This is a genomic window from Pseudomonas sp. 1L-C-7-B-C1 (genome assembly GCF_057291635.1).
The window spans coordinates 1-26,609 of the sequence record NZ_JBXAWH010000022.1; the positions used below are offsets into that span (position 1 = coordinate 1).

Below are 26,609 nucleotides of genomic sequence, written 5' to 3' on the forward strand. Positions count from 1 at the left end.
TCGAGTAAGAAGTACGCATGCCCATAACACCTCCGATTTGGGCGCCATCTTAGCGCCCGATTGAGATGTCCAAAATCATTAGGCCAGTTCAAGCTTGCTCGCGAATGTTGTATTGCAAACACCAACTATTCGGCGGATGTACCAATGCCTTCGCGAGCAAGCTCGCTCCCACAGGGAGGGAGTCGTGTCTGCAAAACTGCCAGCGCCCATACCGGCCTCTTCCCGGCTAAAGCCGGTCCCACTAAAAAGCAACGTGGACACCCTGTGGGACCGGCGGTGCCTCTCGTAGGACCGGCTTCAGCCGGGAAGCTTTTGCTGTTGCTCTCGCTCTGGCCTTTGCCTTCGCTTTTGATCTTCTACGCAGAAAGTCCAAACGACACAAAACGCGACTTGGGTGCAGGCTGAACGCAGGTCTCGCGCAGTGGGCCGAGCGGCATGGGTGCCGCGAGAGCTGCCCCCCGCCATGGATGGCGGATGGCAGCGGGCCCACGGAGCGGGACCGGAGTGAAGGAACCCTGACGAAGGAAGGGCCAAACCAGGAGCAGGCACTTTTGCTTACTTTTGGTGCTTTTCAAAAGTAAGTCGCCGAAGGCGAAACAGTCTGCCCCCAGGCAGACGCCCTTGATCTTGATCCTGATCAAACATCGTCAATTCGAATGACTTCGTCCGGAACGTCCTCCAGCTGCCGCACGATCTGATAAATATTCGCCACCGCCAGCAGCGTCGTCCGCGGGATGTACTTGCCCGCCTTGACCTTATAAAGCGTCCGCGCCAGCCAGATACTCTGCACCACCGGAATCCCCGCCTTCTTCGCCCGCGCAATCAACGCCAGCGCCTCATCATCCTCACCCTTACAGTGAATCTGCGGCAGCGGCGTCGTGCCGGGTCGGTAATACAGCGCCACCGCATAATGCGTCGGATTCACCACCAGCATGTCCGCATCCTCCACCGGCTTCGCCGGCGCGGTCGGCGCCTGGTTCAGCAACTCATGGGCCAGTTGCCGACGATGGCCCTTCACATGGGGGTCGCCCTCCGACTGCTTGTACTCCTTCTTGATGTCCTCATGGCTCATCCGCAGCTTTTTCGCGTGGAAGTACTTCTGCAGTGCAAAATCCACGGCGCCGATCACCAGCAGCAACCCCAGCGTCACCCGCAAGATATGCCGGAACACTTGCAAAAGCGCATGCCAATAGGTCGTCAGGTCCGTGCTCGAGAGCAAAATCAACGTACCCAGCGACGGCTTCACCACGACATACAGCGTCGCGGCGATGGCCGTGGCTTTCAAAATGCTGAGCAACAAGGTCGTCAGGCTCTGCGCCGAGAACATCTGCTTGGCGTGGGCGAACGGGTTGAGCTTGTTGAAGTCCAGCTTCAACGCCTTGGGCGCAAACAGAAACCCGATCTGTATCCAGCTCCCCACCAGCCGCATCAACATCGCGATGCCGACGCTGCTCAGGATGAAGCCGACCAACACGCTCGTGCCTTCGCTGGCGACCTGTTCCAGCGTATGCATGAAGGGCTGGCCAACACCCTGGAACGACAGCGTCATCAAGTGCAGCAACCGCGCGACGCTTTCGTCGGCCAGGCCAAAGGTCACTTCGCTGACGACCAGCAACACCAGCAGTTTGCTCAGGTCCTGGCTCTGTCCGACCTGGCCTTTTTCGCGGGCATCGCGCAGTTGTTTGGGCGTGGCTTTTTCGGTTTTTTCGCTCACGGCACATGCACCAGTTGGCCGAGCAGGTGCTTCAGATCGGCAAGTTGCATGATCTGGCCATTGCCCAGTTCCAGCAGCGTCGGCAGGTAGATGAGCAGGAAGGCGATGCCCGCCATGCTCTTGGCCGGCATGGCCAGGATCGAGACGTTCAGTTGCTGCGCGTACAGGCCGATGATCGCCAGCGCGGCCTCGATCAACAGCAGCAAGCCAATGAACGGCGCGGCGTAGAGCATCATGTGCTGGAGGGTCTGGTTGAGTTGTTCGAGAAACAGGTCCAGACCGTCGACGGTCATGCCGGGCAGCCAGGCGGTGGGCGGCCAGACCTGATAACTGTCCCAGATCACCTGGGTGATCAGCGACAACCCGCCGGACAGGATCACCAGCATGATCAACGTCTCCTGAAACAGCTCGCCCAACGGCGTCGCGTCAGGCCCCAGCGCCGGGTTCAATTGGCCGCCGCTCAAGGCGCCGCGCTGGCTGTCGAGCAGCGCGCCCACCGAGGCGAACATCCAGAACGGTGCGTACAGCAAAAGGCCGAGGAGGGTGCCGAGTACGGCTTCTTTGAGCAGCAGCGCGCCGATGGAAAACCAGTCGTCGTTCATGCCCGACAGCGCACGGCTGATGCTCGGCGCGGGCACCATCGAGACCACCAGCACCACGGCGTAACGCAGCGGGCCCTTGAGGTATTTGAAGCAGAACGCCGGCACCAGAATCATGCACGGCAGGAGGCGCGCCGCCGCCAGGCCCATGCCCAGCATCAGTTCGAACAGGCCCTGGGCGTCGAAGGGCATCTAGTGCGCGCCGCCGGACCGGGCGATCAGGTCGAATGCCATGTTGATAAACTGGATCAGCTCGACACCGATCCAGCGCCCGGTCATGGCCAGGGTCAGGCCGACGGCGGCGAGCTTGATGCCGAAGGGCAGGGTCTGGTCCTGGATCTGCATCAGCGCCTGCAGCAGCGAGGTGATGACGCCGACCAGCACGGCGACCCCCAACGGCGGCGCCGTGAGAATCACCACCAGAAACATGCCCTGTTTGAACAACGCCAGCGCTTCCATCACCGCCTCACATGTACGAGTAGAAAAGGCTGTCCAGCAGGCGCGTCCAGCCTTGCACCAGCACGAACAGCAGCAGTTTGAGGGGCAGCGAAATGGTCATCGGCGAGACCATCTGCATGCCCAGCGCCAGCAGCAGGTTGGAGACGATCAGGTCGATGACGATGAACGGGATGTAAATCAGAAAGCCGATCTGAAAACCGGCCTGCAACTCGGACAACACGAAGGCGGGCACGGCCAGCAGCAGGTCGCTTTTGCTGGCCTGATCGGCCATGTCCCTGGGCCACATCCGCTGGGTGTTGTCGAGCAGGTGGGCCACAACTTCCGGGTCGGTGTTGCGGCTCATGAAGCGTTGAAGCGGCTCGATGACGGTGTTGGCGCTGGCCTGCAATTTGTCGGTGCTGCCCATCTCCAGCGGGTGATCGTGAACCCGCTGCTGGATTTCGTGGGCGACGGGGGCCATGACGAACATCGTCGCGGCCAGGGCGATGCCGTACAGCGCCATGTTCGGTGGCACTTGCTGCACGCCGATGGCGTTGCGGGTGATCAGCAGGGTCATGGCGATCTTGAGAAAGGCCGTGCAGACGATCAATAGAAATGGAATCAACGACAGGGCGCCGAGGAACAGCGCCAGCATCACCGGGTTCATCCCGTCCATGATCATGCTTGGGAGGCCATGCGCGTAATCTGCAGACCGAGGCGACCCTCGACGCTGACCAGTTCGCCTTCGGCGACGACACGTTCGCCGTGACACAAGGTGGCGAAGCCGGGCGTAACGCCGTTGACGGGTAATACGGTGCCGGCCGCGATGCGGCGCAGGTCGCCAAGTGTCAGTTCGAGGCTGCCGCAGCGCAGGGTCAGGGCCAGCGGCAGTTTATCGAGGGAATCGAGGGAGGCCTGGGTTTCTGCTGATTGAGGCTCGTAGGGCTCGTCCGCGTCCTGCGTATTGGCGTAGCCGTCGGACTCATCCTGCCACTCGCTTTCAGTGGTTTGATGCTCGGCGTCGTGAAAAGCTTCCCGGCTAAAGCCGGTCCCACGGTCGACAGTCTCAGGGCTGAAGCCGGCCCCATTGTTCAGAGCGTGCTCGGTCGACTCATAGTCGGCAAGATCCTCGATCTCGTCTTCGTACAATTCTTCATTGACCATGTCCCAAGTCTTCCTCGTGGCTGAACCGTACATACAGCTGCTCCGCGCGGCTGTCCGTCTGCACTGCCCATTGCCGACCCGCCAGTTGCAGGCGCCCGCCGCCTTCCTCGTCGAAATGACACAGCGACGGCAGCAGCACGTCCCCCGGTTGCAGCGACGCCAACTGATCGAGGCTCAACGACAGCTCGCCCAACACCAGCGGCTGTTGGATGGGCCAGTCTTGCGCGACGTTCTGCCGGTGCGGCTGCCAGTGGTGGCTGCCGAGCAGTTGCAGCATGACCCGCGCGTCGGCGCAGAGCTGTGCGTGCAACACCTGCGAACCCAATCGCAGTTGCAGTCGGCAGGTCATCGGCGCGGTATCCGGGTTTCGGTCATCGGCGGACAGCGCAGTGATATCGCTGAGTGGCCGCAAGGGGCAAAGCAGTTCCGCCAGTTCTGTACTCATGCGTTGATTCACCAGCTGCCAGTACCACGGCTGATGGTCGCCGCCGAGGGTGACGGGTAGTTCGCCCAGCAGACTGAGCACCGCTTCGGCGTCGCTCAGGGCGAAGGGGCCGATGGCGCTGTCGAACCAGGTCAGCGATGACTTGTTCCTGGCTGAAGCCGGTGCTACCGAGGGCGCGCGGTCATCGTCGGGGATCAATCTCAGGCTCAACTCGCCGCGCTGACCCTGGGCGGTGTAGCCGCAGCTCACGCCAGCGCCCAGTAGACGCGAGGCCTCGGCGACGTCGGCGCTGACTTCCCGCAGTGTCAGCGGACTGAATGACGGATTCCCGGCTAAAGCCAGGCCTACAGGGTTCGAGCGGCTGATGTTCAGGTGCTTCACGTCCAATCCACCCATGTCCACGTTGCTCACGTCCGAATTCATGTCCGAGTTCATTGCCTATGCCTCCTCGTGCAACGACAGATCAACGTCACAGCCCAGCGCCTGCTCCAGCGCGCTTTCGCAGTTGCGTTGATGGGGCTGCAAGCGTTTCAGCACGCCACGTCGGGCGAAGCCCAGTTCGATGCTCCACTGGTTGTCGCGCTTGTTGGCGTTGACCTGCACCTTGCCCAGATTGGGCATCAGCAAGGTCAGGCTCAACGGGCCGTCCGGCTGCTGGGGCAGGCGGTGGGCGAGTTCGTCGATCAATTGCGTCGGCACGCCTTCAGTGGCAAACAACGTGCTGAAGCTGCTGCCGGCGAAACCCGACTCGCTCTGCTCTTCCGTCACCGGCGGCACCAACAGCTGGGAAAAAAACATCCCGTCCGCACTCAACGACGCAGGCGAAGCGGACTCATCGCACAGCCGACGCAGGCGCTCGGTATCGGCGCGACGCACAGTGGCCGGCGGCTGGCGCGTTTCACCCGGGGGCGCGGGAGAGGGCGAGGGCGTCCGGGACGGTTCAGCGCGCGGTTGCGGCTGTGGGCGAGGCGTATGTTGCACCGGGCTATTCATGACGATTCACCTTGTTCGTTGAGGGCCTCGGCCAGACAGGCGAGTTTTTCCACGGCGCGTTGGGACGCTTTCGCCGCATCTTTCGCCTCGGCCAGACGCTGCTGTTGTTCCTCGATACCTATCTCTTGGCGAGCCATGTCCTGACGGATATAGGCGAGCCGGTCGAGCATCCGGTTTTCCTTCTCGTGCCAGCGTTCGAGGTCGTCCAGCGACATCGCTTTGTTGACGTGGGCGCTGCTCAGCACCTGGCGGCGTTCGCGCTGGTTATGGCGTTCCTGGGTGTAGGAATCGCGAGTCTGTTGCAGGTGTTCGTGCAGGTGCTCCAGGGTTTTTTGCGCCTGCCGTTGCGCCCGTTCGGCGCTGGCCTGGCGATGCTGGCGCAGGGGCGTGAGCACGCTGATGACCTGTTCCATGGCGTGGGTTTGCGGATCGACTTCAAGCTCTTCTTCCACGCCACTACTCCGGCAGTTGCGAGGTGAGTTGCATCAGCGCCGCCAGGGTCTCTTCCAGCGGCACCGGCTCGCGCAGGTCCTGGCGCAGGAACGCGTTGATCGGCTCGTTCAGCCGCACGGCGCAGTCGGTCACCGGGTCGCTGCCGGGCTGGTATTCGCCAAGGCGCAGGAGCATTTCCACCTGCTTGTACGCCGCCATTAACCGGCGCAACCGGTTGTTCGCCTGCTGGTGCTCGCGGCCGGTGACGTTGCTGATGATTCGGCTGATGCTGGCCTGCACGTCAATGGCCGGGTAATGCCCGCGTTCAGCCAATTTACGCGACAGCACAATGTGGCCGTCGAGCAGCGATCGCACCTCGTCGGCGACCGGGTCGTTCATCGAATCCTGTTCGATCAGCACGGTGTACAGCGCGGTGATCGAGCCTTTCTCGCTCATGCCGGCCCGTTCGACCAGGCGCGGCAGCAGGGTGTAGACCGAAGGCGGCAGGCCGCCGCGCCCGAGGGGTTCGCCGGCGGCAATGCCGATCTCGCGCTGGGCCCGGGCGAAACGGGTGAGGGAATCCAGCAGCAACAACACCTTCAAACCGCGCTCGCGGAAAGCCTCGGCGATGGCGGTGGCGGTGAAGGCCGCGCGGGCCCGCTCCATGCTGGAACGGTCCGATGTGGCGCAGACCAGCACCGAACGCGCGCGCAACGTGGCGTCCAGCTCGTGGTCGAGAAACTCGCGCAGCTCACGGCCCCGCTCGCCGATCAGGCCGAAGACGATCACATCGCAGTCCATGTTGCGCGCCAGTTCGGCCATCAACGTGGTTTTGCCGCAACCGGCGCCGGCAAACAAGCCGACCCGCTGGCCTTCGCCGAGCAGAATCGCGCTGTCGATGGCGCGCACGCCGGTGGGCAACGCTCGGCTGATCCGTGGCCGCTGGGTCGGCGGCAGGGCGTCGGCGATCACCGGCAGGGTCACGCGCCGATCACCGGGTCCGGCGAACGCGCCTTCTGAATCGCCCAGCAGCGGGCGACCGAAACCGTCGAGCACGCTGCCCAGCAAACGGTCATCGACGCCGATGCGGTGGGCCATGCCCAGGGGCTGAATGTGCGCCCCGACCTGAATGCCGTCCGGGGTGCCGAGGGCACTGAGCAACGTACAATCCCGGGTGAAACCGACGATTTCCGCGAGCATGGTGCTGCCATCGGATTTGCTCACTTCACACAGGTCGCCGACCTTGGCTGCGGGAATCTGGCATTCCAGCAAAATGCCGCTGACGGCACTGACACGGCCGCTGACTTTCACTGCGGAAAAGCCCTTCAGCCGCTGAAGGTGAGCGGATTTCCATTGATCCAGCGCGGCGTTCACCAGCTCACCTCGTAGTGGCGGTCGCCGTCGAACTGGATGCGGTTGTCATCGATGCGGGTCAGGCGCAGCCCGGCCAGTTCGTCGCCGACGTACAGCCGTCGACCGTCCGCCGTGACCAGGTGGGCGTGGGGCCCGGACATGATCTGCACGATGGTGAACGGCAGGCCACTGGTGCCGGCGGCGACGTTGTCGATCAACGCGACCGGCGTGTCATAGCGGTCCTTGAAACGCTGGAGCATGCGCTGGTACACCAGCTGCGATTCAGGCTTGAGGTTGCCGCTCAACGCCAGGCCTTCCGGAGTTTGCTCCACGCTGACATCGCTCAGCAGTCGTTCGCTGAGCATGGTGTTGAGCTGGCGTTTGACGTCATCGACGCTGGTCAGTCGGATGCGTTTTTTGGCTGACGCCTCGGTCGGTTTGCTCTTCTCGTTGGAAGGATTGGCGGGCTGATTGCCCTGCTGCGCAAGTTGCTGCGCCGGCGAACTGATCGCCAGTTGCTCTGAAGCAGGCGCTGCGCTGCGGCTCAGGCTCCAGGCGCTGCCGGCAATGCCAAGCAACACGCCGATGACCACGCCGGTGGTGCGGTTGAAAAAGCGCGAGCGCGACTCGACCTTCTCTAGCGGCGCGCTGGCCGGCGCCTCGGTCTGCGGCGCCTGCTCGGCCCGCGCCTGAGGAATCACTGCAGGCAGCGAAGGCCAGGGGTCCTGCGCCGGAGACACGCACAGCCAGACCGAGCCCAGCACAAACGCGCTGTTAGGGGTGAGCAGGGTGCTGGCGTGAAGATGCCCCTCGTCGTCAGCGATCTGGCCGTCGGCAGCGTTGAGCAGCCAGCCTTCGCCCTGGCGTTGCAGGCGACAGTGCAGCTGTTCGACGCCGGGGTCGTGCAGTGCCAGATCCTGATCGGCGTCAGCGCCGATGCCCCATTGCTCACCCACCAGCGGCAGCGCGGCGCCCTGGTGCAGGCCGGTCAATACGCGTAATTCAAACATGTGACGCTCTCCAGGCACTCAAGCGGCGTACTCGTTATCCAGCGCGTGCGGGTCGTCTTCGTGATCGCTCTCGAAGTCGTCTTCCAGGTCGAAGCGCCCCAGCACCTTGACCTGCGCGGCATTGCTGATTTCGGCAAACGACAGCACCGGCACGTGATAGAACTCCTCCTGCAGCAAGGTCCGCAGCGGGCTGCGCAAATCCTGAGCGACCAGCAACACCGCGCGCTGGGGAGTGCGCAGGGGAAAGGCGATATGCAGTTGCTGCACCAGCAACTGGCTGGTTTCGTTGTCCAGCGCGAAGAAGGTTTCGGTCTGGGTCTGGCGCAGGCCGTCGCGCAGAATGCCTTCGCTTTCTGGCGTCAGTACCCAGACCAGCAGGCCCTCGGGACCGCAATACTGGTGGTAGATCTGCGACTTCAGGGCGATGCGCACATAGTCGGCGAGCACCGTGACCTCGCGCTCGTGCTGGCCGTGCTCGATGAGGGTTTCGGCGATCACCCGGATCGCCCGCAGCGGCACGCACTCTGAGGCCAGGCGTTGCAGCACCGCCGAGAAGCGCGCCAGCGGCAGCACCCGCTGCATTTCCTGGGCAAGCTCCGGCTGCTCCGATTCCAGCCAGCCGAGAATCGCCTTGGTTTCCTGCAAGCCGATGAACTGCGGCCCGCAAGATTGCAGCGCGCGTTCCATGCGCTCGATGATCAGCGTGGTCGCGTCAATGCGCTCGATGTGGGCTTCCTGCAATTGCGGGGCGTCGGTCGGCAGCCACAGCCACTGACCTTCCTCGCGTTCGAGGCTGCCGTACACCGCCGATTCCAGCGAGGCCGACTCCGGGGAGCCTTCTACAGAACGTACGTCGACCGCGACGTGGGTCTGGCTGAGCGTGGCCCGGAGCAGCGGCACTTCGTAGACCGAAAAGCGAAACTCGTCCGGCGGTAGCAGCTCGCTGGTTTCGATGATGAAGGAGGGCAGGGTCAGGCCGTATTGCACCACCAGCCGATTGCGCCGCTGACGGATTTCGCTGACCAGCGCCTCGATCTGCGCCGGGTTCTGGCTGGGGTGAAAATGCAACACGAACTGGCGACTGGGGGAGAAGGTGCGCAGGTCTTCGCGGCCGTTCATTTCCGGCGCAACGGCCACGGCCTGGGCCTGCTCGGCCTTGGGCTTGGCGCGGTGCAGCTGGAGCAGGCCGCCCACCCCGCAGATGATCGAGATGACCACGAATACTGCCGTCGGCATGCCCGGCAGCGCGGCAAATCCCAGCATGGCCACCGCGGCGATGATCCACGCCTTGGGCTGGCTGGTGATCTGCTCGGCAATCTCCCGGCCTATGTTGGCTTCGACGCCGTTCTCGCCGCTGGGCACGCGGGTGATGATCATGCCGCAGGTGACCGAAATCAGCAGCGCCGGGATCTGCGCGATCAGGCCGTCACCGATGGTCAGCACGGTGTAGACCTGCAAGGCGTCGCCGGCGGTCATGTTGTGCTGCACCACGCCGATGGCGATGCCGCCAATCATGTTGATGGCGACGATGATCAGGCTGGCGATGGCGTCGCCGTTGACGAACTTCATGGCTCCGTCCATGGCGCCGAACAGCTGGCTTTCCTTGCCCAGTTCGGCGCGTCGTTTGCGCGCTTCGTGGACGCTGATCAGGTTGGCGCGCAGGTCACTGTCGATGGACATCTGCTTGCCCGGCATGGCGTCGAGGGTGAACCGCGCGCCCACTTCCGCCACCCGCTCCGAACCTTTGGTGATCACCAGAAAGTTGACCACGGTGAGGATCAGGAAGATCACCAGGCCCACCGCCAGGTTGCCGCCGACCACGAACTGGCCGAACGCCTCGACGATGTGCCCGGCGTCCTGGTTGAGCAGGATCAGGCGGGTGGTGGAGATCGACAGCGCCAGTCGAAACATCGTCGTCAGCAACAGCACCGCTGGAAACGTCGAGAACGCTAACGGACGCGGCAGGTGCATCGCCAGCATGATCAACAGGCACGAGATGCAGATGTTGATGGCGATCAGCACGTCCACCAGACCCGTCGGCAGCGGCGTGATCATCATGAACACAATGGCGATGACCACGAACGCACCGACGATTTCCGAGCGGCGCATGGCGGCGTGCGCGATCGAATTGAGCAGGTTAATGACACGATCCATCAGGCGAGGCCCCCCTGGAGCTGGTTCTGTTCCTGCCGAGTCAGTTCGGCCATGAGAATGAGCAGGTTGCCCAATGCGTTCTGGCGGCTTTTCAGGTCGCGCCAAAGCAGAATCGGCAGCTGTTGCAGCATGGGCCGCAGCCCGTTGAGAAACGCCAGTTGATGCTTGAGCTGAGTGCCGCCGATGTGTTGCGTCAGTTGCAGGGTTTCGCCCAGGCTCATGCCCTTGCCCGACAGCGCGAGCAGGTGTTTGAGAAAGGCCGCTGCGTCCACTTGCAGCCCCGGGTTCTTGTTGCGCATGCGGCCCAGTAGATGTTCGCAACTGCGCAGCAGGGTGGTGACGTGCCGCGCGGTGTTCAGGCCATGCATCAAGGTGCGCAGTTGCGCCGGCGAGGTGGACGGCGTGAGGGAGGAAAGATCGTCGGCGAGGGCGCTGCGCATGTCCCGCAGGTTCAGCTCGAATTCCCCAGGCTCTTCCTGCTCATTGATCAGCGCGTCGATCAGCCCGGTGATGTTCTGCTGCCCGGCCACCGCCACGCTGTACAGATTGCGCAGGGCGCCGCGGCGCTTTTCCGAGGTCGGCCGGGAAAACGCCTTGGCGCTGTTGATGCCGGCGCGGGTGCGTTTGCCGTATTGACGACGCAACTGTTTGAGCTGCTGGCTCAGCACCACGTGCTCGCCCATTTCACCGTCGGCCTGGGCCTGCTTTCTCGCCGCTTGCAGCATCACATGGGCCTTGGCCGGGTCACCGTCGGTGTAGCTCAGAATCTGCGCGAGGCTCGACGCGTTCTGCTTTTGCAGCTGTTTGCGCAGGTTGCGCGCGGCATCGTCGAGGCCTTTGTCCTGGCTGCCCATCAACAGCTGATACAGCTCGCCCAGTTTCACCGCCCGGGATTGCAGGGCGTTGCCGCTGGCCAGCAGCTCCCGCTGGCTGAGGCTGCGGCTCTGCTGAACCAACGCCGAGGCGAACCGCGCGACCTGTTGCGGCGAAGTGCCGTTGACGTTCGGCGCATTGGCATGCAGCGGCGCAGGCGCAGGCGCCTGTATCTTTGCCGGCGCGATCGCGGGGGGTTGCAATGCCTGTGGGGCAATCGGGGCGGCGATCTTCATAAGTCGGCTCTGGATAGCTCGGTTCGGGGCCTGGTCATGGGCTCTGAGTGGAGCGCGGCCGCAAAGCGGTTCCATCTATTTGCGGGCAGAAGGATCTGTGCCAAATCTCGTCGAAGAAACAGCGTGTTCGCGCAAAGTTTTGCACAGCGCCGTTTTGGATGTCTGTTTTAGTTGTTGAATATCAATGGTTTAGATTGTTTGTATGTGTGGCACGCATATCGCTATAGGGCTATTACACTCAAAACAAGGAAGAGCCCTGATGTTTTCCAACCTTGCGATTCTCGATATTGACTCCCCCGTGCGCCGTCCCGCCCAGGGGATACGTCACCTGACCAGTGATCAGATCAAGATGATTCGCGGCTTCATTCAGAAGCGGGTCATGAACCCGGAAGATGTCGACGACATTCTGCAAAGCACCTTTCTGGAAGCGCTGCGCAGCGAGCACAAGTTTCAACACGCGAGCAAACCCCAGACCTGGCTGTGCGGCATTGCGCTGAACCTGATCCGCAATCACTTTCGCAAGATGTACCGCCAGCCGTATCAGGAAAGCTGGGAAGACCACACCCATTCCGAACCCGACAGCCATGGCGACATCGGCCACCAGGTCGACGGCCATCGTCAGCTGATGCAGGTCGTCAGGGCCATCGGCACGCTGCCGTCGAACATGCAGCGGGTGATCGAGGTGTCGCTGGAAATGGACGGCAATTATCAGGAAACCGCGTCTTCTCTTGGCGTGCCGATCGGCACCGTGCGCTCACGCCTGTCCCGGGCCCGCGAGCAACTCAAGCGGCAGATGGACCCGTTTGCCTGACCCTGGTGGGACCGGCATTAGCCGGGAAGGCGTCGGGCGCCACGCCGCAGGATTGAGGGTGTTCACGCAGGCCTCTTCCCGGCTGAAGCCGGTCCCACTAAAAAGCATCGCGTGCATCCAGTGAGATGGGCTGCTCCCTCGGCATCCGAGAAACAAACTGCAACATTATCGGAACCGACGCCGCGCAGCAGCCACACAGTCGCTATCCCTCACGCCCGGATGACGACTCATGCGTATCTTAAGCACTCCTCCCAACGCCGCTGCTTCTCAATCTGCTGGCGCCGAAGCCGCCCAGAGATTGCCGATGACTGACGCCAAGCCGGCGCTGTTACTGAAGGGGGGCGTCGATCCGACTATTCGCTTCGGCGCGTCGACCCAGCCATCGCCGGCGAACGGTGCCTTTGCCGGCAATAGCCCTGGCAGCACAGGCGCTGCGGGCAAGGCTCAGAGCATCGAACAGCAGCTGCTGTCATTGCTGACCCAGGTCACGCAGTTGTTCAAAGGACAGGCGCCATCGTCGCCCGAATCCGCCACGACATTTCCCAACGCCGCCGCGCAAAACGCTCCCACTTCCGGTGCCGTTCCCACGGCCAGTCCGCAACCTGTCGCCCAGGCGAACGCCGCTGCCCCGGCAGCGCCGGTCGAGGCGGCGAAGCCGGCCGAGGACGCTAAAGCCGATGAACCCAAAGCCACCGAAGCAGCCTTTCTCGATGACTCGAAATACTCATCGCCCAAGGAGCTTGAGCGCTGGGCGCCAATGGTCGCCAACCTGCCAGCGGATCAGCGCGATCAGGCCGCCAAAGAGCTGAATCGACCCATCGCCGCCGCGCGCATGGCTGCTGAAAAAGGCCCGGATGCGGCCAAGGCCATGGACTTCATCAACGCCAACCCGTCGCTGAAAACCGCTGTGGACACCGGCAAGCACGGCGGCAAAGTGGACGGCAAAATCACCGACGGCGACCTCAAGTCCTTCGCCAAGAACATGCAAAAAGCCGCCGACAGCGCGGACAAGGACATTGCCAACTACCAGAAAGACCATCCGGACGCCGACCCTCAATCTCTGGAAATGGTCCGCAGCGCTGCGTTGATGCGTGCCAACGAGCCGCTGACCAAGGCTGCCGATCCCAAGCATGCCCTGGGCGCCGACGGCAAAACCAAGGTCGATGGCCTGACCAGTGCCGATGGCCTCAAGGCCGTTCAGAACGACAACCCGGGCCTGGCCGGACCGTTGAAGCAGGCGGCGAAAACCTGGTCTCAGCCCGGCTTCCTCACCCAGATCGACCAAGGCGGTTTGAGCGGTCGCTCGCTGGCGGCCCACAGCCCGGACAAGCTGTTCAACGCGAAGAACATCAGCGACTGGATCAAAAAGCAGGCGCCCACCAACGGCGGCGAATTTGCCAGCGTGCTCAGCGATGCCGCCACCCTCAACTCAGTGGCCAACGTCGACATCTCCAAACTGGGCAAGGACGTCTTCGACAACCCCTCGGCCTACAGCGGCGAACAGAAAGCCGCAGTCATGATCAAGCTGCAGCAGACCCAACAGAGCGTCGTCGCCGGCCAGGACCTGCGCAAGACCGGCAAGACCGAAGAGGCGCTGAACGAGAAGATCGGCCAGCTGCAAGCCGATCCTGAGGTGCAAGCCTTCCTCGACAAACAGATACCGCAACAGTCGCGGACGCTGGTCGCCAGCACGCCGACGTTGCAGAAAGCCGTCACCGAGCAGATGCGCAAGGTCAACAGCGGCGAGGCCCTGCAGGCGGACCTGAACACCGCCGACAAGGCCACCAAAAAGGACAAGCCGAACGCCGACTACAGCAGCGCCCTGGGCGGGTTGTCAGCGCAGTTGCAGATGCAGAAAGACCTGCTCGGCGACGACGCTCCTGTGCCAACCGCGCAGCAGGTACTGGGTCAGCGGCCTGACCTGCAGGGCAAGGTTCAGGACTCGTACGTGCGCAACTTCAGCGAAGGCGGCGCCGTCCGGCAGTTGCTCGATCAGAAGAAAGCCGATGGCGAAGAGGCGTTGCAGAGCGCCGACGCGCAAAAGGCTGCGTATGACAGCGTGCTGCCCGAGACCTTCGTGCAGAGCAAGCAATCGCGCTATGTGGATTCGACCTTCCACCATCTGGAAGACACCAAGAGCGGTCGCAAGGTGCTGGAAAACGCCAAGGGCGACAAAGACCATGCGCCGTCGATGGCCGCCCAGGTCGCTTCGAACATGGGACCGTCAGCGCTGCGCTCAGTGGCAGGTTTTGCCTCGGTGTCGGACATGCTCGCCCGCGGCGACAAAGCCGATGCCGCCAGGACCATTTATGACAGCACCAAATCCGGCCTCTCGGCGGCCAAGCATGGCTATGACGCGGTGGCCAAGTCCGCCGGGCGCGCAGGGCTGGGCGAGGTCGCGGCGAAAGTCGGCGGCCGCGTCGCCGGCATGGTCGTAGGAGAAGCAGCAGGGCTGGCCGCCGGGGCAGCCATCGGTGCCTCCATTCCGGTGGTCGGCTGGATCGCCGACGCGGCCATGGCCCTGGGTTTCGGCATCTCCGCCATCATCGAAGCCGTCAAGAAACACAAGGCCCAGAAGGCCTTCGATCACAACGTCGACCCGGTCCTCGATCAGTTCGGCATCCCCAAAGCCCATTGATGTTTCCTGACCCGAAAGAGGTAAGTGATCATGAGTATCGGTATTTCCCAGATTCGGCCGTTGAGCGAGCCCGGCCACCCGGACTTTTCGTCCCTCAGCGGCAAGCCCGGCCAGAGCAACTCGCTGGGCGGCGGCGGTGGCGCCGGTCAGGCCCTCGACGCGAGCTCGATTCTGTTTGCACATGCCGGGCAGTCCCAGGTCAACTTTGGATCGCCTGAGAATCAGGATTCGAAGACCAACGCCGCTAACCCCCTCGCTGGCGGCGCCGACCAGAACGGCATTGCCCAGCAGCTCATGGCGCTGATCATGCAGTTGATGCAAATGCTGATGCAGAACAACCCCAACCAGACTGGCAATCCTGCGGCGCAGAACAACGCAGTGACCGGTGGCGGCGGTGGTGGCGCGACCGAGGGAGCGGGCGGTGGTGGCGGCGGTGGCGCTGCAGAAGGGGCGGGCGGTGGCGCGCAAGGCGCTGGCGCTGCTCAGGCACCCGCTGCGCTTGCGGCCAACACCGACGCGGTGTCGAACGACACGGCCCTCAGCGGTTCGGGCGGTTTGCATTTGCCGCCTCAGCTTGAAGACTATCGTAAGGACATCATGGCAGCGTCCAACGCAACCGGCGTGCCGCCGAACATTCTGGCGGGTCAGATCTGGGCCGAATCCCGTGGTCAGTTGGGCCAGGACACCACCAATGTCAATGGCAAAAAGGATGCAGGCGTGATGCAGGTCAACGCCGACACCTTCGCCGCCCTCAAACGAGACAACCCCAAAGAGCTCGGCAATGCCGACGTCAACAACGCCCACGACAACATCATGGCCGGCGCGCTGTACATGCGCGATCAGAAGAAGGAGTTCGGTGACTGGGATTCGGCGCTGCGCGCCTACAACTCGGGCCCGGACAAGGTCAACAAGGGCAATCTCGCGGACGCCGGCGGCATAGGCGATCCGAAGTACGTCGAGAACGTCATGAATTTCGCGAAAATCATCGAAAGCGGTCAGGGGCAATTGCCGGCCTGATCTTGGGCGTGAATCCATGGGATGCGCGGCGAGTAGATGCCGCGCTCCTATTAGTCAGGGAAGCGTTTTTCCATGAACACGCTGTTGGGGTCCTCTTGGTAATCACCAAAGGGGCCCCGAAGCTGGTAGCCGTTACGCTCGTAAAACGAGATCGCTTCGTGTTGCAGGTACCCGGTCTCAAGCATCACTCGCGTGCAGCCGCGTCGCCGAGCCTCGTCTTCCAGAACACTCAGAATCCTGCCGGCCAGACCCTGCCCGCGTGAGGCAGGTTGCGTGAACATCCGCTTCAGCTCGCCATGGGTCGCGTGGATAACGAGCGCCCCGCAGGCCACAGCCTTTCCATCAATGGTGCGTGCAACGGAGAAGACCGTATTGTCCGAAGCCAATGCATTTATATCGATGCCATGGTGGCTTTCAGCCGGGTAAAGCGGTATCTGGTAGTCATCCAGCGCTTCAATGAGGGCGATGACTTCCGGTTGATCAGGGGATTCGAGGGAAACGGTGGATGACTTCAAAAAGTTGCGCTCCGTTAGTGGGTGCTGGATCAATGGGGACACTGCGGATATTCGCCTTTTCACGCCCCATGAATCAATCCAGGCCAGCGGCAGACGCCTTTCTGCATTCCAGGCAGGATTGCCCTGCCTGGAATCATCCTTCATCGACTACGAGTGACCCGCCATACGGTGTTCGCCAGGTCGTCGGCGATGATCAATGCACCTTTAGGGTCCACCGTCACACCCACTGGCCGCCCGCGGGTTTTCCCGTCGGCACCCCGAAAGCCGGTCGCGAAATCAATCGGCGCACCGTTCGGACTGCCATTGCTGAACGGCACGAATACGACTTTGTACCCCACCGGATTCTCCCGGTTCCAGCTGCCGTGTTCGCCAACAAATACCCCGTCAGCGTACTTCTCGCCCATCGCCGGGATTGAAAAATCCACGCCAAGGGCTGCGGCATGGGACCCGAGGCTGTAATCGGGCTTGATGGCGGCAGCGACCATTTTCGGGTTCTGCGGTTGGGCACGGGTGTCGACGTTCTGACCCCAATAGCTGTAGGGCCACCCGTAGAACCCGCCTTCGCGAACCGAGGTCAGGTAGTCCGGGACCAGATCCGGGCCCAGTTCATCGCGCTCGTTGACCACTGCCCATAACTTTCCGGTTTGCGGCTGGATGGTCAACGCCGTCGGGTTGCGGATGCCGGTTGCGTACGGTTTGTGGGCACCGGTCTCGGCATCCACCTGCCACACCCTGGCCCGGTCGAGTTCGACCTCCATACCGCGCTCGGTCACGTTGCTGTTCGAACCGATGCCGACGTACAAGGTGCGCCCGTCATCACTGATGGCCAATGACTTGGTCCAGTGGTGATTTATTTCAGCGGGAAGGTCAGTGACTTTGATCGGTGGTCCGTCGGCTTTGGTCTGTCCCTCTTGATAATCGAAACGCACCAGTTCGTCCTGGTTGGCCACGTACACTTTGCCGTTGGCAAACGCCAGGCCGTAGGGCGCGTTAAGGTTCTCCGCAAATACAGTCTTCGTCTCGTAGACGCCGTCACCGTCTGCATCTCGCAGCAACGTCAGGCGGTTACCGCCTTTGACCTTGGTGTTGCCCTGGGCCTTGATGTACCCCGCAATCACGTCCTTGGGCTTGAGTTTTGCGGCATTGCCGCCACGCCCTTCAGCCACGAGGATATCGCCGTTGGGCAACACGAGCGTTTGACGAGGAATCTGCAAGTCGGCGGCGATGGCCGTCACGCTATAGCCCTCAGGGACCGTGGGCTTCTGGTCGCCCCACAGCGCCGGTTCGGCAATCTTCATGCTGGGTAACAGGCCGCGCTGCGCGGCCGGCAGTTTTGGATCGGGCCCCAATGCCTGGGTCGCATCCCCGGCGTCACCGCAGCCGCTTAACAATAACGCCATGCTGATTGCGGTCAGTTTGATCGAGTGGTTCATTTTCCGTCCCCCGTGCGCACGCTGGTGAGTCCCAGCCACGCTGTCACGCCAATCAGCAGCGTGGTCAGTGCGGAGAGAATGAGGCCCGACGGCATGGTGGCGAAGGCATCCTTGGCATGTTCAAAGGCGTTGACGAGCCCCAATGCCCAGGTCACCACCAACAAGACCAGATAGACCACAGGGCGCCCGCCCTTGCGATCGGCCCGGATCAGATTGACCAGCGCGAACAGCACGGCGAGTCCGCAGAACACCAGACCCCCGGCGATAAGCCAGGAGGCGAAGTTGCTCCATTGAATCTGGTAGGTCTGGTAGTAGGCGATATCGCTCAGCAATGCGCCGAGAAACAGCGGGACGGTTCCGGCAAGCATTATCGCGTGTAGCGGGCCTGGCGGGTTTCTGTAGACAAGATGGGCGGTAGTGTTCACGACGACTCCCTATTTTGCTGACGCTTATGCTGTGCAAATGAACTGACCCATCAGGGCCGCGCAGGGTGCGCAAGGTTTGGGATCAATAGGTCAGGAACATAGTTCAGCCTATTTGGGCGTTATGCATATGCAGTTACATCTACACGTTCAGCGACCGCAGCGCTTGGCGACTTCAAGCACCCAGTGCATCAGCCAGGGCAACCTGGCTGTGCTCAAGGGCGGCTGCGTTCACTGCGGGCGCCAAAAAACACGGTTCAGGTCGCCTTGACCGTCCACAACTGATCAACCCGCGTCGTGTAACTGCTGCTCATCAGGTCACGGCGCATGGCCCATGCCGGCGCCGCCGGGACGCTGGCCGAGCGCAGTGTGCCGCGACCCCATCGCGTGTTGATTTCATCGAGCACCTCCATCACCTTGCCGGCGTCGGTGGGTTGCGAATGGGCGAACAGGTCATCGGTGAATTCGCCTGGGTGGCGCAAGTCCATCAGCAGCACTTCGGCTTTGCTGTATTTGAAGCCCGGCCGGAACAGCCGATTGACCGCTTCGGTCGCCGCTTTGGTCATCAGGCGCACGTCATTGGTGGGGTAGGGCAGTTCCACCAGCGCGGCGTTGGCGTACTTCACCTCCTCGGGGTTGAACATCCCGGTGCGAATGCTGACGCGGATCTTCTTGCACAGCGAGTTCTGCGCCCGAAGCTTTTCGGCGGCGCGCTGGGTATAAGTCGCGACCGCCTCTTTGATGGGCTCGATGTCGGTGACCCTTGCGCCAAACATCCGGCTGCAGCAGATTTCCTGTTTCGGCGGCGTGATGTCTTCCAGCTCCAGGCACGGCGTGCCGGCCAACTCGCGGGCGGTTTTTTCGATGACCACGCTGAAGGTTTTGCGCAAGGTCCACGGGTCGGCCCGGGCCAGGTCCATCGCCGTCTTGATGCCCATGCCTTCGAGGTGCGCCCTCATGCGTTTGCCGACGCCCCAGACCTCGCCAACGTTAGTGTTGCGCAGGGTCCAGTCGCGCTTGAACGGATCGCTCAGATCGACCACGCCGCCGGTGATGTGCGACAGCCGCTTGGCGGTATGATTGGCGAGTTTGGCCAGCGTCTTGGTCCGCGCGATGCCCACGCCCACCGGGATGCCGGTGCATTTGATCAGCCGCTCGCGAATGTTGCGGCCAAATCGATCCAGGTCGCCCGGGAGCCCGGTCAGCTCGGCGAACGCTTCATCGATGCTGTACACCTCAAGGGCCGGCACCATCGACTCGATGATCGTCATTACCCGCTCGCTGATATCGCCGTACAGCGCGTAATTGCTGCTGAACGCCACCACCCCGGCACGGCGCAGGTCGTCCTTGATCTGGTAATACGGCGCGCCCATTTTCACGAAGGGTTTGGCGTCGTAACTGCGCGCGATGACGCAGCCGTCGTTGTTGGACAGCACGACGATGGGTGTCCTTATCAGGTCCGGGCGGAAAACCCGTTCGCAGCTGGCGTAGAAACTGTTGCAGTCAATCAGCGCGAAGGTTCGCTCATACGGGATCATGATGGGCCACGCTGAACCGGGCAGTCGCTGGATTGACCAGCGGATTCATCGGCGCGCGGCGGATGCAGGCCCGGGGCAGGGCGGCTGGAGGTGCTGACGCAGGGCGTCGGCTGCGGGGAATAGCGGAAAAACCGGGGAAAACGACGTTCATGATGAAGCCCTCCTGTTTGTTAGCTGTATGTATATATAGTTAAGCGGCTCTGCCCAGAGGGGTCAACCGTTGGCACTGGAAGACCGACCGACGTGCATGGATGGCGATTCTCGTGGAGTCAGCAGGACCGGCTTTAGCCAGGAAGGCGACGAGCGTCACGTAGTGGTAGGACTGGCTTTAGCCGGGAATGCGTCCGGCGACACACTGCAAAATCGAGGGTGATCGGATAGGCCAGATGAACAATAAATCGGCAAGATCCTTCTTGGTCTGAACTTTGCTACATCCCTGTTACAGGCGGCCTCGATCACAGAAAATTGGCGCGAAGGCTCTCCTGAAATCACCTTTAGTTTTGAATTGGCATGCTCTAAAACGCGCATGCCCAGGAGCCGGCCATGAGTACTCTCTCGGAAATTGCAGCAAACCTCTTGAAACGCGAAGACAGTCCCGAGCAGCCTGCTGCGCAGGCTGGCCCCCGTGGTCCGATGGGCTGGGAACAACTGATGATGCTCTCCAAAGAGAAGGACATATTGAAGTGGCAAGCCGCCCTGTCCCGGCTCATTGCAGACAATCCCGGCCAGCGTCGAGTGACCGTGATGCGTGTGATTCAGGGCGGTCTGGCCTGACATAACCCGGATTAATCGCTGAGCCGCTTGTGGACGCAATGTCTGGCAAGCGGCTCCCGCTGCCTCTAGTGGGACCGGCTTTAGCCGGGAATAGGTCATCGGTAGGTCCAAGTCGGCCAAGGTGTCCGTTAGCCGCTATTGATCGACATATTGGCGTTAGTCGGCAAGTGTATTGCGCGTTAAAGTGGCGGGCATGTTCCTGGCAGCTTCGGATAACGCAGATGACCCGCCCCCGTTTTCTCCCCGACAACTTCACCCTCATGCTGATCACCGTGGTGATCATCGCCAGCTTCCTGCCCGCCACCGGGCAGGTGGCCGTCGGCTTCGGCTGGTTGACCAACATCGCCATCGCGCTGCTGTTCTTTCTTCACGGCGCGAAACTGTCCCGCGAATCGATCATCGCCGGCGCGGGGCATTGGCGCCTGCACCTGCTGGTCTTCGGGCTGACATTCGTCCTGTTCCCCTTGCTCGGCCTGGCACTCAAACCCGTGCTGTCGCCGCTGATCGGCAAAGACCTGTACATGGGCATTCTTTACCTGTGTGCGCTGCCCGCGACGGTGCAGTCGGCGATCGCCTTCACGTCACTGGCACGCGGCAATATTCCGGCGGCGATCTGCAGCGCGGCGGCCTCCAGCCTGTTCGGGATATTCCTGACCCCGCTGCTGGTTACGCTTTTACTGAACGTCCACGGCGAAGGCGGCTCGACCCTCGATGCGATCGTTAAGATCAGCGTGCAGTTGCTGCTGCCGTTCATTGCCGGCCAGATCATGCGGCGCTGGATTGGCGCCTGGGTCGGACGCAACAAGAACTGGCTGAAATTCGTCGATCAGGGCTCGATCTTGCTGGTGGTCTACGGGGCGTTCAGCGAGGCGGTCAACGAAGGCATCTGGCAGAAGACGCCAATCTGGGACTTGGCCGGGCTGGTGTTGGTGTGCTGCCTGCTGCTGACACTGGTGCTCGTGGCTGCGACCTTGCTGTCCAAGCTGTTCGGCTTCAATCAGGAAGACCGCATTACCATCCTGTTCTGCGGCTCGAAGAAAAGTCTGGCGACCGGGGTGCCGATGGCGCAAGTGCTGTTTGCGGGGAGCACGATTGGGCTGCTGATTTTGCCGCTGATGCTGTTTCACCAGATTCAACTGATGGTGTGCGCGGTGGTGGCCCAGCGGTATGCGAAGCGGACGGAGCCGGTTGTGGAGTTGATGGGGCAGGTTGATCCTTGAGGGTGTTTATTAGCTGCATGGCGTAGTCAAAAAGCCCCGATGTTTCGGGGCTTTTTTGCGTTTTGGAGTGGGGGTGGGCGATGGTCAGTTAAGGTCGATGGTCGCTTGCATAAAATCTAAAAGAGGGCGTCCCGTTCAGACTGAAATGCCCCACTCGGGTGGGAGACTGTCATTCAAATAGTTTTAAAACAGCCTCGGAATACAGGATTGGTGAGCTCTTGGCTGATTTGATTACGTGCTCGCGGACCGTTTGACCCTTCAGTTCTGGAAATTTAGCCACATATTCTGGCGTGAAGGCCGGTGCATCTTTGCTGGCCCCGGCGTCCATTAGCGCTTTAATGCAATCGGGGTTACGGCTCATCGAGTTTTCCGCCAATGGCGTACCAATGGGCCACGGCTTCTCTTGTGGTGGAAGTGCATCAATCGAGGTTCCTTTTTTGTGTAATAGGGCTATGCGCTCTGCAGCTTGCGGATCCGGCTGATCGTTCAGCTCAAAAGATCGCGTGCAGACATAATGGAGGGGGGTTGAAGCAACCTTGCTGACACCATAAGGATCGGTGCCGGCTGCGATCAACAGTTTGATGACTTCAATATTGGTAGCCCCCTTACCCATTAGCGGGGAAAACCCCTGGGAACTCAAAAGTTTGGGATCAGCACCGTAACGCAGCAGCATCTTTACCAAAGTCGGCTGGGGGAACGGCTGTGCTTCGAGTGCCGCTTTAAGCGGCGTAGTAGTACCACCTTGGGCAAAAACATTAGGATTAGCGCCCGCTTTGAGCAAACTTTCCACAATGTGTAGTTCATCCTTTGATACTTGCGGATCTTTGCCGTGCTTGAGCGCCGTTAGCAAGACGGTTTCGCCGCTGGTTTCAAAAGTTTGGTTTACATCAATCGGAAATTCGAGCAGGCGATCAACCAGATCGGGCCGTTGATAATAGGTCGCATGCCACAGGATCTTGATGTCCGGTCGCGCGCCGCTCGCAAGCAACGAATTGACGATAGCCAAGTCTGCGGCATCCTTGGAATAAGCGTATTCCATCACCGCATTGTCTAGCTGACGGACTAGATCTCTTTCAGATTCAGCTTGCGCCATGGCTGAGCCCGAGAGCAGGGCAAAGGTCAGGGCAGAGGCCCTGCAGAAATTGAAGGCGATTTTATAGATAAACATGCGATATCTCATAGGGTGGAAGTTGAGGGTATTAATTGTGTTGCAGTGAGATTTGAGTCGAGTGAATCTCCCCATCGGATAAATAATTAGCGAGATTTTAAGAAGCTGTTCCTTTTTGTTTATAAAAATCGAGCTGCCAGAGAATGGTTAATCGGTGAGTTAAAGGGGGCCGTCCCCTTTATCATTAATCCGTCTGCTTAAGCATGCTTGTCTTTAACTTCCAAAGCCTTGATTAGGCGACGGTAAGCGGACGAATAGTGCCGCTTCTTCAGGGTAATGCGGCTCCGTTCAAATATGTGAAAGTCCATTGTGTATTTTATAGCGTTGGTCGCAGCTTTGTTTAGTATCCCCATTGCATCATAATCACTTTCCAGAGTCTCAACCTGATACCCATCCCTCTGGTTTTTATGGCTAAATCGAACTACTACTGAATCATCGAAAATTACTGCACCATCTTTTTTGTTATGAAAAAAATAGAACGTCATAGGTTTGATAAGTTCAGGGTGGTGTTGACCGTGGCTAATATATTCCTTTAATAAGGATGTAAGCCTAACTCCTTTCAAGACTCTGAAGCCGCTCCCTATTTGCTGGTCCTGAAAAAAGTAGCGCTTGAATACCGCACCTACAGATCTTGTTTTGTGAGTTACATTGTAGAGTTGCTCAAAAAAGTGATAGTCATCGACTTCGCCTGCTAGCTCGTAGTCGTGAGCGATAAGTTCGTCTGGTGAAAAGCTCTTGAGTCCGAGTGTCTCAGGGCTTTTGATTGTGGCATCCTTTAGAAAGAGTAAGAAGATCTCGAAGAAAGATGATTTTAATGCTTTCATGATAGCTCCATTTTTTATTTCTGATCCGTCAAGGTTGTAGTCCGACCCGCATTTGCAGTGGGCATGCCACTGACTGTGTGGCACGTTTAAAAGGGTTCCGTCCCCTTTAACTTTGAATGCCGATTGTTGTTCGTTATGCGAATCGCACCAGCAACGTACGTGCCCATGAAATTCCTCGTCTCCACTTGAGTTAAAGGAGGCCGTCTCCTTTAGCCTTATTTAGCCCGCCCACAACCAGTTATATTTACGCCAGTGCGTACTTACTAACACGAAACTCAAAAAGATCTTCATTGAGACTTTCAGTGTAGTCGATAGTGATTTCTGTACTAAAGTCAGTGCCTACCAGTCTAATTTCATCGCTTTGATGCTTGTTGAATTCGAACTCCATATTTAAATTAAAATTACGAACAATATATGCACCACAATAGCGCCAATCCTCGTCCATCAAGAGGTAATAGTCGCCACCAGTTGCTTTTGACAAGCAATGCATCAGGCATTCATCCATAACCGAAAATTCGGCATTTTCTGAGAATATATTTTCATTTCTAACTAGCTTATTAATTATATCATCTGTCTCAGCCAAGCTTAGAAAGAGTCGGTCTTCTGGATCGGTACCGAGAAGGAATTTAAGCTTTTCCTTATATCTTTTACGCAAGCTGTTGCCGTGAGCTTTTCTGTACAGCAATTCTTTTTTATAAGGATCAATAATCATTGGCAGCATCCCTCAACGTAGAAAGCTTTTCCTTTTCCATTTCGAAGCTGGGGACGACCATATTTGCTCATTCTCGGATTTCCGGTGTTATCAACTTTCACCCTGCCAGCTTCCCAGTGCGGTTTGCCTGGGTGGCTGACATCCATCGTTTGCTGTTGAACAGAAGAAAATCCTGTGCCACCACCAGTTCGGGGCGTGTCATACGTGAACTCCAATCCCGACGAGTTCCTAGATTGGCTAACTGACTGTTGGGTAGTGGGAATGCCGGCTTGTCTCATCGCTTCTCGTCGCGCCGCCCTTGAGGTAAGGAACGGGTTGTATTCCCCGCCAATAGGGTCATTGCTTAAACCGCTTGGATCTACCCATAGCACTGGGTTAGGTGCGTAGTGGTAGAAGTTTATCCCACCACTGTAGCCAATCGGATCCCTGCTGATAAACCGGCCGACCCTTGGATCATAGTACCGATGCCGGTTGTAGTGCAGGCCGGTTTCGTGGTCGTGGTATTGGCCCTGGAATCGGATCGGGTTGGTCAGGCCGGCTTGCTGGGCGAACTCTGAGCGCTGTTCTTGCGCCTCGCCCCACGCTTTGTACTGAGCGCTCCACGCGGTGTTGCCGGTCTGGTCGGTCATTTCCTGGGGCGTGCCGAGGTGGTCGCATTGGTACCACGCCAACGCATCAATCGGTAGCGCGACCGGTTTGTAGTTCCAGAGCGGGTCTTCTTTGAAGTTGTAACGGCCCTGATAGGTCGGTTGGCTTACCAGGCGAATGGTTTCGTGGCGGATGGCCTGGGCCACCGGGACGAAGGTGCCGGGTTCATGGATGTAGTGGACGGTGCGGCCCAAAGCGCCAGCGTATGGCGGAGGGCTGCTTTCCCAAGCCAGGTTGTCGCCGTCCCAGCCGTAAAGCGTGAAGCCGCAGCCAAGCTCGCGTTCCTTGCGGGCGTGTTCGTTTTCATTCCAGCCGGTACCGGCTTCCGGGCGTGGGCGGTAGTGGGCTTTTGAGAGTTTGTAGAGGCGCCGTCCCAGTGGGTCGTAGCCGAAGTCGACAGTCAGACGCGGATCGCGGAAATGCGCGAGGCGATCGAAGAGGTCCCAGTGCAGTTCGCTGCGCAGGCCATTAGTCCATCGGGCTGTCTGGTTGCCGCGTTCGTCGTATTCGTAGTGGTTGCCGGCGTAGTCGCGCAGCAGGTTGTCCACGAGTTTGTTTTGAGTCGGCTCGGGATCGAGTGGACGGCGTACGGGCGCTGCGCTGTCGTCGAGCAGGTTGCTCGCGGGGTCGAAGGCGAAGGTTTCTATACCTAATCGACTGGTGGCGCTGAGCAGGCGACTTACTGGGTCGTAGCGGTAACTTAACGGGCCGCGACGGCTGTCGTGGATGTCGCTGAGTTGGCCCGCGGCGTCGTAGGTGTAGGCGCGTTTGATGAGTGTGGCTTTGTCGTCTGCTCGGCCCAGTAGTTGGGCTTGCAAGCGTCCCGCTGGGTCCCATTGCTGGGTCTGCACCAGTTGATTTCCCTGATGACGGGCGACTTCGCGATGCAGATCATCGCGTTCGTAGCTGAGCAATTCGTGCTCGTCGAGCTTCAGGCCCAGCAGATGGCCGCTGCCGTAGGTCAGCCAGCTGACCCGATGCCCGTCTGGGCGAATGGTCGCAACGCGGTTGTTCAACGCGTCGTACTCGTGCTGCCAGACGGCAACCAGGGGTTTATCCAGATTCGAATAATGCTGGTGCTCGCGTAGCAGGTTGCCGGCCGGGTCGTGAAACCATTGCAGCTTGCTGGTGGCGTTGGTCGCCATGACCAGATGGCCATTGCCGTCGTAGGCGAAGGTTTCGCTTTGGGACTTGTCGCCGAGGGTTGCCCGGCGCTCGGTCAGGCGGCCCATGGGATCGAAGGTCAAAGCAATGGAGCGCTGGCCGTTGATGGTCTCTGAGAGACGGCCGGTTTCGGGATCGTACTGATAGCGAGTCGAGCGATTGTCGAAGCCGCGTTCTTCAAGCAGCCTGCCGACCGGGTCGTAGTGAAAGTGAGCGCGGCGTTCGTTTTCGTTTTCCAGCGCGATCAACCGGCCGAGCTTGTCCCAGCGATAGCGCAAGGTTTGCTCGGCAGCGTCGACGCGTTCGGCGATGAA

At 60.3% G+C, this 26,609-nt stretch carries 25 protein-coding genes; 5 read left to right on the forward strand and 20 right to left on the reverse strand.

Annotation, left to right across the window (positions count from 1 at the left end; translation table 11 throughout):
• Positions 1-637: 637 nt before the first annotated feature.
• Genes sctU through sctW form a run of 12 tightly spaced genes read right to left on the reverse strand, consistent with a single transcriptional unit; the run spans position 638 to position 11,411 of the window.
• On the reverse strand, positions 638-1,714 hold the full coding sequence (gene sctU / locus AC0Z8Z_RS24850) for a type III secretion system export apparatus subunit SctU (protein ID WP_485620896.1): 1,077 nt from the start codon (positions 1,712-1,714) through the stop codon (positions 638-640).
• The gene (gene sctT, locus AC0Z8Z_RS24855; RefSeq protein ID WP_122534914.1) at positions 1,711-2,505 is read right to left on the reverse strand and encodes a type III secretion system export apparatus subunit SctT; all 795 of its coding nucleotides are present in this window, start codon (positions 2,503-2,505) and stop codon (positions 1,711-1,713) included. Before sctT ends, sctU begins: the two co-directional genes overlap by 4 nt.
• On the reverse strand, positions 2,506-2,772 hold the full coding sequence (gene sctS / locus AC0Z8Z_RS24860; protein WP_093458684.1) for a type III secretion system export apparatus subunit SctS: 267 nt from the start codon (positions 2,770-2,772) through the stop codon (positions 2,506-2,508). It abuts the gene before it with no gap.
• Between the two features lie 7 nt (positions 2,773-2,779).
• Entirely contained in the window at positions 2,780-3,433 is a 654-nt protein-coding gene (gene sctR, locus AC0Z8Z_RS24865) for a type III secretion system export apparatus subunit SctR (protein WP_485620897.1), read from the reverse strand.
• Positions 3,430-3,915 carry a FliM/FliN family flagellar motor switch protein gene (locus AC0Z8Z_RS24870; RefSeq protein ID WP_485620898.1) on the reverse strand — a complete coding sequence of 162 codons (486 nt, stop codon included), beginning with the start codon at positions 3,913-3,915 and terminating at the stop codon, positions 3,430-3,432. The genes sctR and AC0Z8Z_RS24870 overlap by 4 nt, the downstream gene beginning before the upstream one ends.
• Positions 3,905-4,795, reverse strand: coding sequence for a type III secretion system protein (locus AC0Z8Z_RS24875; protein WP_485620899.1), 891 nt, complete (start codon positions 4,793-4,795; stop codon positions 3,905-3,907). Before AC0Z8Z_RS24875 ends, AC0Z8Z_RS24870 begins: the two co-directional genes overlap by 11 nt.
• Positions 4,796-4,798: 3 nt before the next feature.
• Positions 4,799-5,353, reverse strand: coding sequence for a type III secretion system HrpP C-terminal domain-containing protein (locus AC0Z8Z_RS24880; protein WP_485620900.1), 555 nt, complete (start codon positions 5,351-5,353; stop codon positions 4,799-4,801).
• Positions 5,350-5,805: a type III secretion protein gene (locus AC0Z8Z_RS24885; protein WP_485620901.1), complete on the reverse strand. Its 456-nt coding sequence runs from the start codon at positions 5,803-5,805 to the stop codon at positions 5,350-5,352. Before AC0Z8Z_RS24885 ends, AC0Z8Z_RS24880 begins: the two co-directional genes overlap by 4 nt.
• 4 nt (positions 5,806-5,809) lie before the next feature.
• The gene (locus AC0Z8Z_RS24890) at positions 5,810-7,159 is read right to left on the reverse strand and encodes a FliI/YscN family ATPase (protein ID WP_485620902.1); all 1,350 of its coding nucleotides are present in this window, start codon (positions 7,157-7,159) and stop codon (positions 5,810-5,812) included.
• Complete coding sequence (gene sctD, locus AC0Z8Z_RS24895) at positions 7,156-8,148, reverse strand: type III secretion system inner membrane ring subunit SctD (RefSeq protein ID WP_485620903.1); 993 nt, start codon at positions 8,146-8,148, stop codon at positions 7,156-7,158. Before sctD ends, AC0Z8Z_RS24890 begins: the two co-directional genes overlap by 4 nt.
• 18 nt (positions 8,149-8,166) lie before the next feature.
• Entirely contained in the window at positions 8,167-10,302 is a 2,136-nt protein-coding gene (gene sctV, locus AC0Z8Z_RS24900; protein ID WP_485620904.1) for a type III secretion system export apparatus subunit SctV, read from the reverse strand.
• Positions 10,302-11,411: a type III secretion system gatekeeper subunit SctW gene (gene sctW / locus AC0Z8Z_RS24905; RefSeq protein WP_485620905.1), complete on the reverse strand. Its 1,110-nt coding sequence runs from the start codon at positions 11,409-11,411 to the stop codon at positions 10,302-10,304. Before sctW ends, sctV begins: the two co-directional genes overlap by 1 nt.
• A gap of 259 nt (positions 11,412-11,670) precedes the next feature.
• Between sctW and AC0Z8Z_RS24910 the strand changes: the two genes are divergently transcribed.
• The 3 genes from AC0Z8Z_RS24910 (at position 11,671) to AC0Z8Z_RS24920 (ending at position 15,877) form a co-directional block, all read left to right on the forward strand.
• A complete protein-coding gene (locus AC0Z8Z_RS24910; RefSeq protein ID WP_122622931.1) occupies positions 11,671-12,222 on the forward strand; it encodes an RNA polymerase sigma factor in 552 nt (183 codons plus the stop codon).
• A 229-nt stretch (positions 12,223-12,451) separates the two neighbouring features.
• The gene (locus tag AC0Z8Z_RS24915) at positions 12,452-14,860 is read left to right on the forward strand and encodes a type III effector HrpK domain-containing protein (RefSeq protein WP_485620906.1); all 2,409 of its coding nucleotides are present in this window, start codon (positions 12,452-12,454) and stop codon (positions 14,858-14,860) included.
• 30 nt (positions 14,861-14,890) lie between these two features.
• Entirely contained in the window at positions 14,891-15,877 is a 987-nt protein-coding gene (locus AC0Z8Z_RS24920; RefSeq protein WP_485620907.1) for a transglycosylase SLT domain-containing protein, read from the forward strand.
• A gap of 50 nt (positions 15,878-15,927) precedes the next feature.
• Here AC0Z8Z_RS24920 and AC0Z8Z_RS24925 read toward each other — a convergent pair whose 3' ends face one another.
• The 4 genes from AC0Z8Z_RS24925 to umuC form a co-directional block, all read right to left on the reverse strand.
• Positions 15,928-16,536, reverse strand: coding sequence for a GNAT family N-acetyltransferase (locus tag AC0Z8Z_RS24925; RefSeq protein WP_485620908.1), 609 nt, complete (start codon positions 16,534-16,536; stop codon positions 15,928-15,930).
• Entirely contained in the window at positions 16,533-17,825 is a 1,293-nt protein-coding gene (locus tag AC0Z8Z_RS24930; RefSeq protein ID WP_485620909.1) for a PQQ-dependent sugar dehydrogenase, read from the reverse strand. Before AC0Z8Z_RS24930 ends, AC0Z8Z_RS24925 begins: the two co-directional genes overlap by 4 nt.
• Positions 17,822-18,250 (reverse strand): DUF2231 domain-containing protein, encoded by a 429-nt coding sequence (locus AC0Z8Z_RS24935; protein ID WP_485620910.1) that lies wholly within the window; start codon positions 18,248-18,250, stop codon positions 17,822-17,824. Before AC0Z8Z_RS24935 ends, AC0Z8Z_RS24930 begins: the two co-directional genes overlap by 4 nt.
• A gap of 254 nt (positions 18,251-18,504) precedes the next feature.
• A complete protein-coding gene (umuC, locus tag AC0Z8Z_RS24940) occupies positions 18,505-19,785 on the reverse strand; it encodes a translesion error-prone DNA polymerase V subunit UmuC (RefSeq protein WP_485620911.1) in 1,281 nt (426 codons plus the stop codon).
• A 543-nt stretch (positions 19,786-20,328) separates the two neighbouring features.
• On the opposite strand from umuC, the gene AC0Z8Z_RS24945 reads away from it, so the two are divergent.
• Together AC0Z8Z_RS24945 and AC0Z8Z_RS24950 are read left to right on the forward strand one after the other, a co-directional pair.
• Complete coding sequence (locus AC0Z8Z_RS24945) at positions 20,329-20,559, forward strand: hypothetical protein (RefSeq protein ID WP_485620912.1); 231 nt, start codon at positions 20,329-20,331, stop codon at positions 20,557-20,559.
• A 221-nt stretch (positions 20,560-20,780) separates the two neighbouring features.
• Positions 20,781-21,779 carry a bile acid:sodium symporter family protein gene (locus tag AC0Z8Z_RS24950; protein ID WP_485620913.1) on the forward strand — a complete coding sequence of 333 codons (999 nt, stop codon included), beginning with the start codon at positions 20,781-20,783 and terminating at the stop codon, positions 21,777-21,779.
• A 169-nt stretch (positions 21,780-21,948) separates the two neighbouring features.
• Here AC0Z8Z_RS24950 and AC0Z8Z_RS24955 read toward each other — a convergent pair whose 3' ends face one another.
• The 4 genes from AC0Z8Z_RS24955 to AC0Z8Z_RS24970 form a co-directional block, all read right to left on the reverse strand.
• Positions 21,949-22,947, reverse strand: a complete 999-nt coding sequence (locus AC0Z8Z_RS24955; protein ID WP_485620914.1) for an ankyrin repeat domain-containing protein — start codon at positions 22,945-22,947, stop codon at positions 21,949-21,951.
• Between the two features lie 197 nt (positions 22,948-23,144).
• Complete coding sequence (locus AC0Z8Z_RS24960) at positions 23,145-23,771, reverse strand: hypothetical protein (RefSeq protein WP_485620915.1); 627 nt, start codon at positions 23,769-23,771, stop codon at positions 23,145-23,147.
• Between the two features lie 244 nt (positions 23,772-24,015).
• On the reverse strand, positions 24,016-24,483 hold the full coding sequence (locus tag AC0Z8Z_RS24965) for a hypothetical protein (protein ID WP_485620916.1): 468 nt from the start codon (positions 24,481-24,483) through the stop codon (positions 24,016-24,018).
• The coding region (locus AC0Z8Z_RS24970; RefSeq protein ID WP_485620917.1) for an RHS repeat-associated core domain-containing protein at positions 24,480-26,609 on the reverse strand (2,130 nt) is incomplete at its 5' end. The genes AC0Z8Z_RS24965 and AC0Z8Z_RS24970, both read right to left, overlap by 4 nt.

Bases quoted from the DNA above. Each gene is read 5' to 3' on its own strand.
- sctT (WP_122534914.1), bottom strand. From the start codon at position 2,505: ATGCCCTTCGACGCCCAGGGCCTGTTCGAACTGATGCTGGGCATGGGC.
- sctS (WP_093458684.1), bottom strand. From the start codon at position 2,772: ATGGAAGCGCTGGCGTTGTTCAAACAGGGCATGTTTCTGGTGGTGATT.
- sctR (WP_485620897.1), bottom strand. From the start codon at position 3,433: ATGATCATGGACGGGATGAACCCGGTGATGCTGGCGCTGTTCCTCGGC.
- AC0Z8Z_RS24870 (WP_485620898.1), bottom strand. From the start codon at position 3,915: ATGGTCAATGAAGAATTGTACGAAGACGAGATCGAGGATCTTGCCGAC.
- AC0Z8Z_RS24875 (WP_485620899.1), bottom strand. From the start codon at position 4,795: ATGAACTCGGACATGAATTCGGACGTGAGCAACGTGGACATGGGTGGA.
- AC0Z8Z_RS24880 (WP_485620900.1), bottom strand. From the start codon at position 5,353: ATGAATAGCCCGGTGCAACATACGCCTCGCCCACAGCCGCAACCGCGC.
- sctD (WP_485620903.1), bottom strand. From the start codon at position 8,148: ATGTTTGAATTACGCGTATTGACCGGCCTGCACCAGGGCGCCGCGCTG.
- sctV (WP_485620904.1), bottom strand. From the start codon at position 10,302: ATGGATCGTGTCATTAACCTGCTCAATTCGATCGCGCACGCCGCCATG.
- sctW (WP_485620905.1), bottom strand. From the start codon at position 11,411: ATGAAGATCGCCGCCCCGATTGCCCCACAGGCATTGCAACCCCCCGCG.
- AC0Z8Z_RS24910 (WP_122622931.1), top strand. From the start codon at position 11,671: ATGTTTTCCAACCTTGCGATTCTCGATATTGACTCCCCCGTGCGCCGT.
- AC0Z8Z_RS24915 (WP_485620906.1), top strand. From the start codon at position 12,452: ATGCGTATCTTAAGCACTCCTCCCAACGCCGCTGCTTCTCAATCTGCT.
- AC0Z8Z_RS24920 (WP_485620907.1), top strand. From the start codon at position 14,891: ATGAGTATCGGTATTTCCCAGATTCGGCCGTTGAGCGAGCCCGGCCAC.
- AC0Z8Z_RS24925 (WP_485620908.1), bottom strand. From the start codon at position 16,536: ATGAAGGATGATTCCAGGCAGGGCAATCCTGCCTGGAATGCAGAAAGG.
- AC0Z8Z_RS24930 (WP_485620909.1), bottom strand. From the start codon at position 17,825: ATGAACCACTCGATCAAACTGACCGCAATCAGCATGGCGTTATTGTTA.
- umuC (WP_485620911.1), bottom strand. From the start codon at position 19,785: ATGATCCCGTATGAGCGAACCTTCGCGCTGATTGACTGCAACAGTTTC.
- AC0Z8Z_RS24945 (WP_485620912.1), top strand. From the start codon at position 20,329: ATGAGTACTCTCTCGGAAATTGCAGCAAACCTCTTGAAACGCGAAGAC.
- AC0Z8Z_RS24950 (WP_485620913.1), top strand. From the start codon at position 20,781: ATGACCCGCCCCCGTTTTCTCCCCGACAACTTCACCCTCATGCTGATC.
- AC0Z8Z_RS24955 (WP_485620914.1), bottom strand. From the start codon at position 22,947: ATGTTTATCTATAAAATCGCCTTCAATTTCTGCAGGGCCTCTGCCCTG.
- AC0Z8Z_RS24960 (WP_485620915.1), bottom strand. From the start codon at position 23,771: ATGAAAGCATTAAAATCATCTTTCTTCGAGATCTTCTTACTCTTTCTA.
- AC0Z8Z_RS24965 (WP_485620916.1), bottom strand. From the start codon at position 24,483: ATGATTATTGATCCTTATAAAAAAGAATTGCTGTACAGAAAAGCTCAC.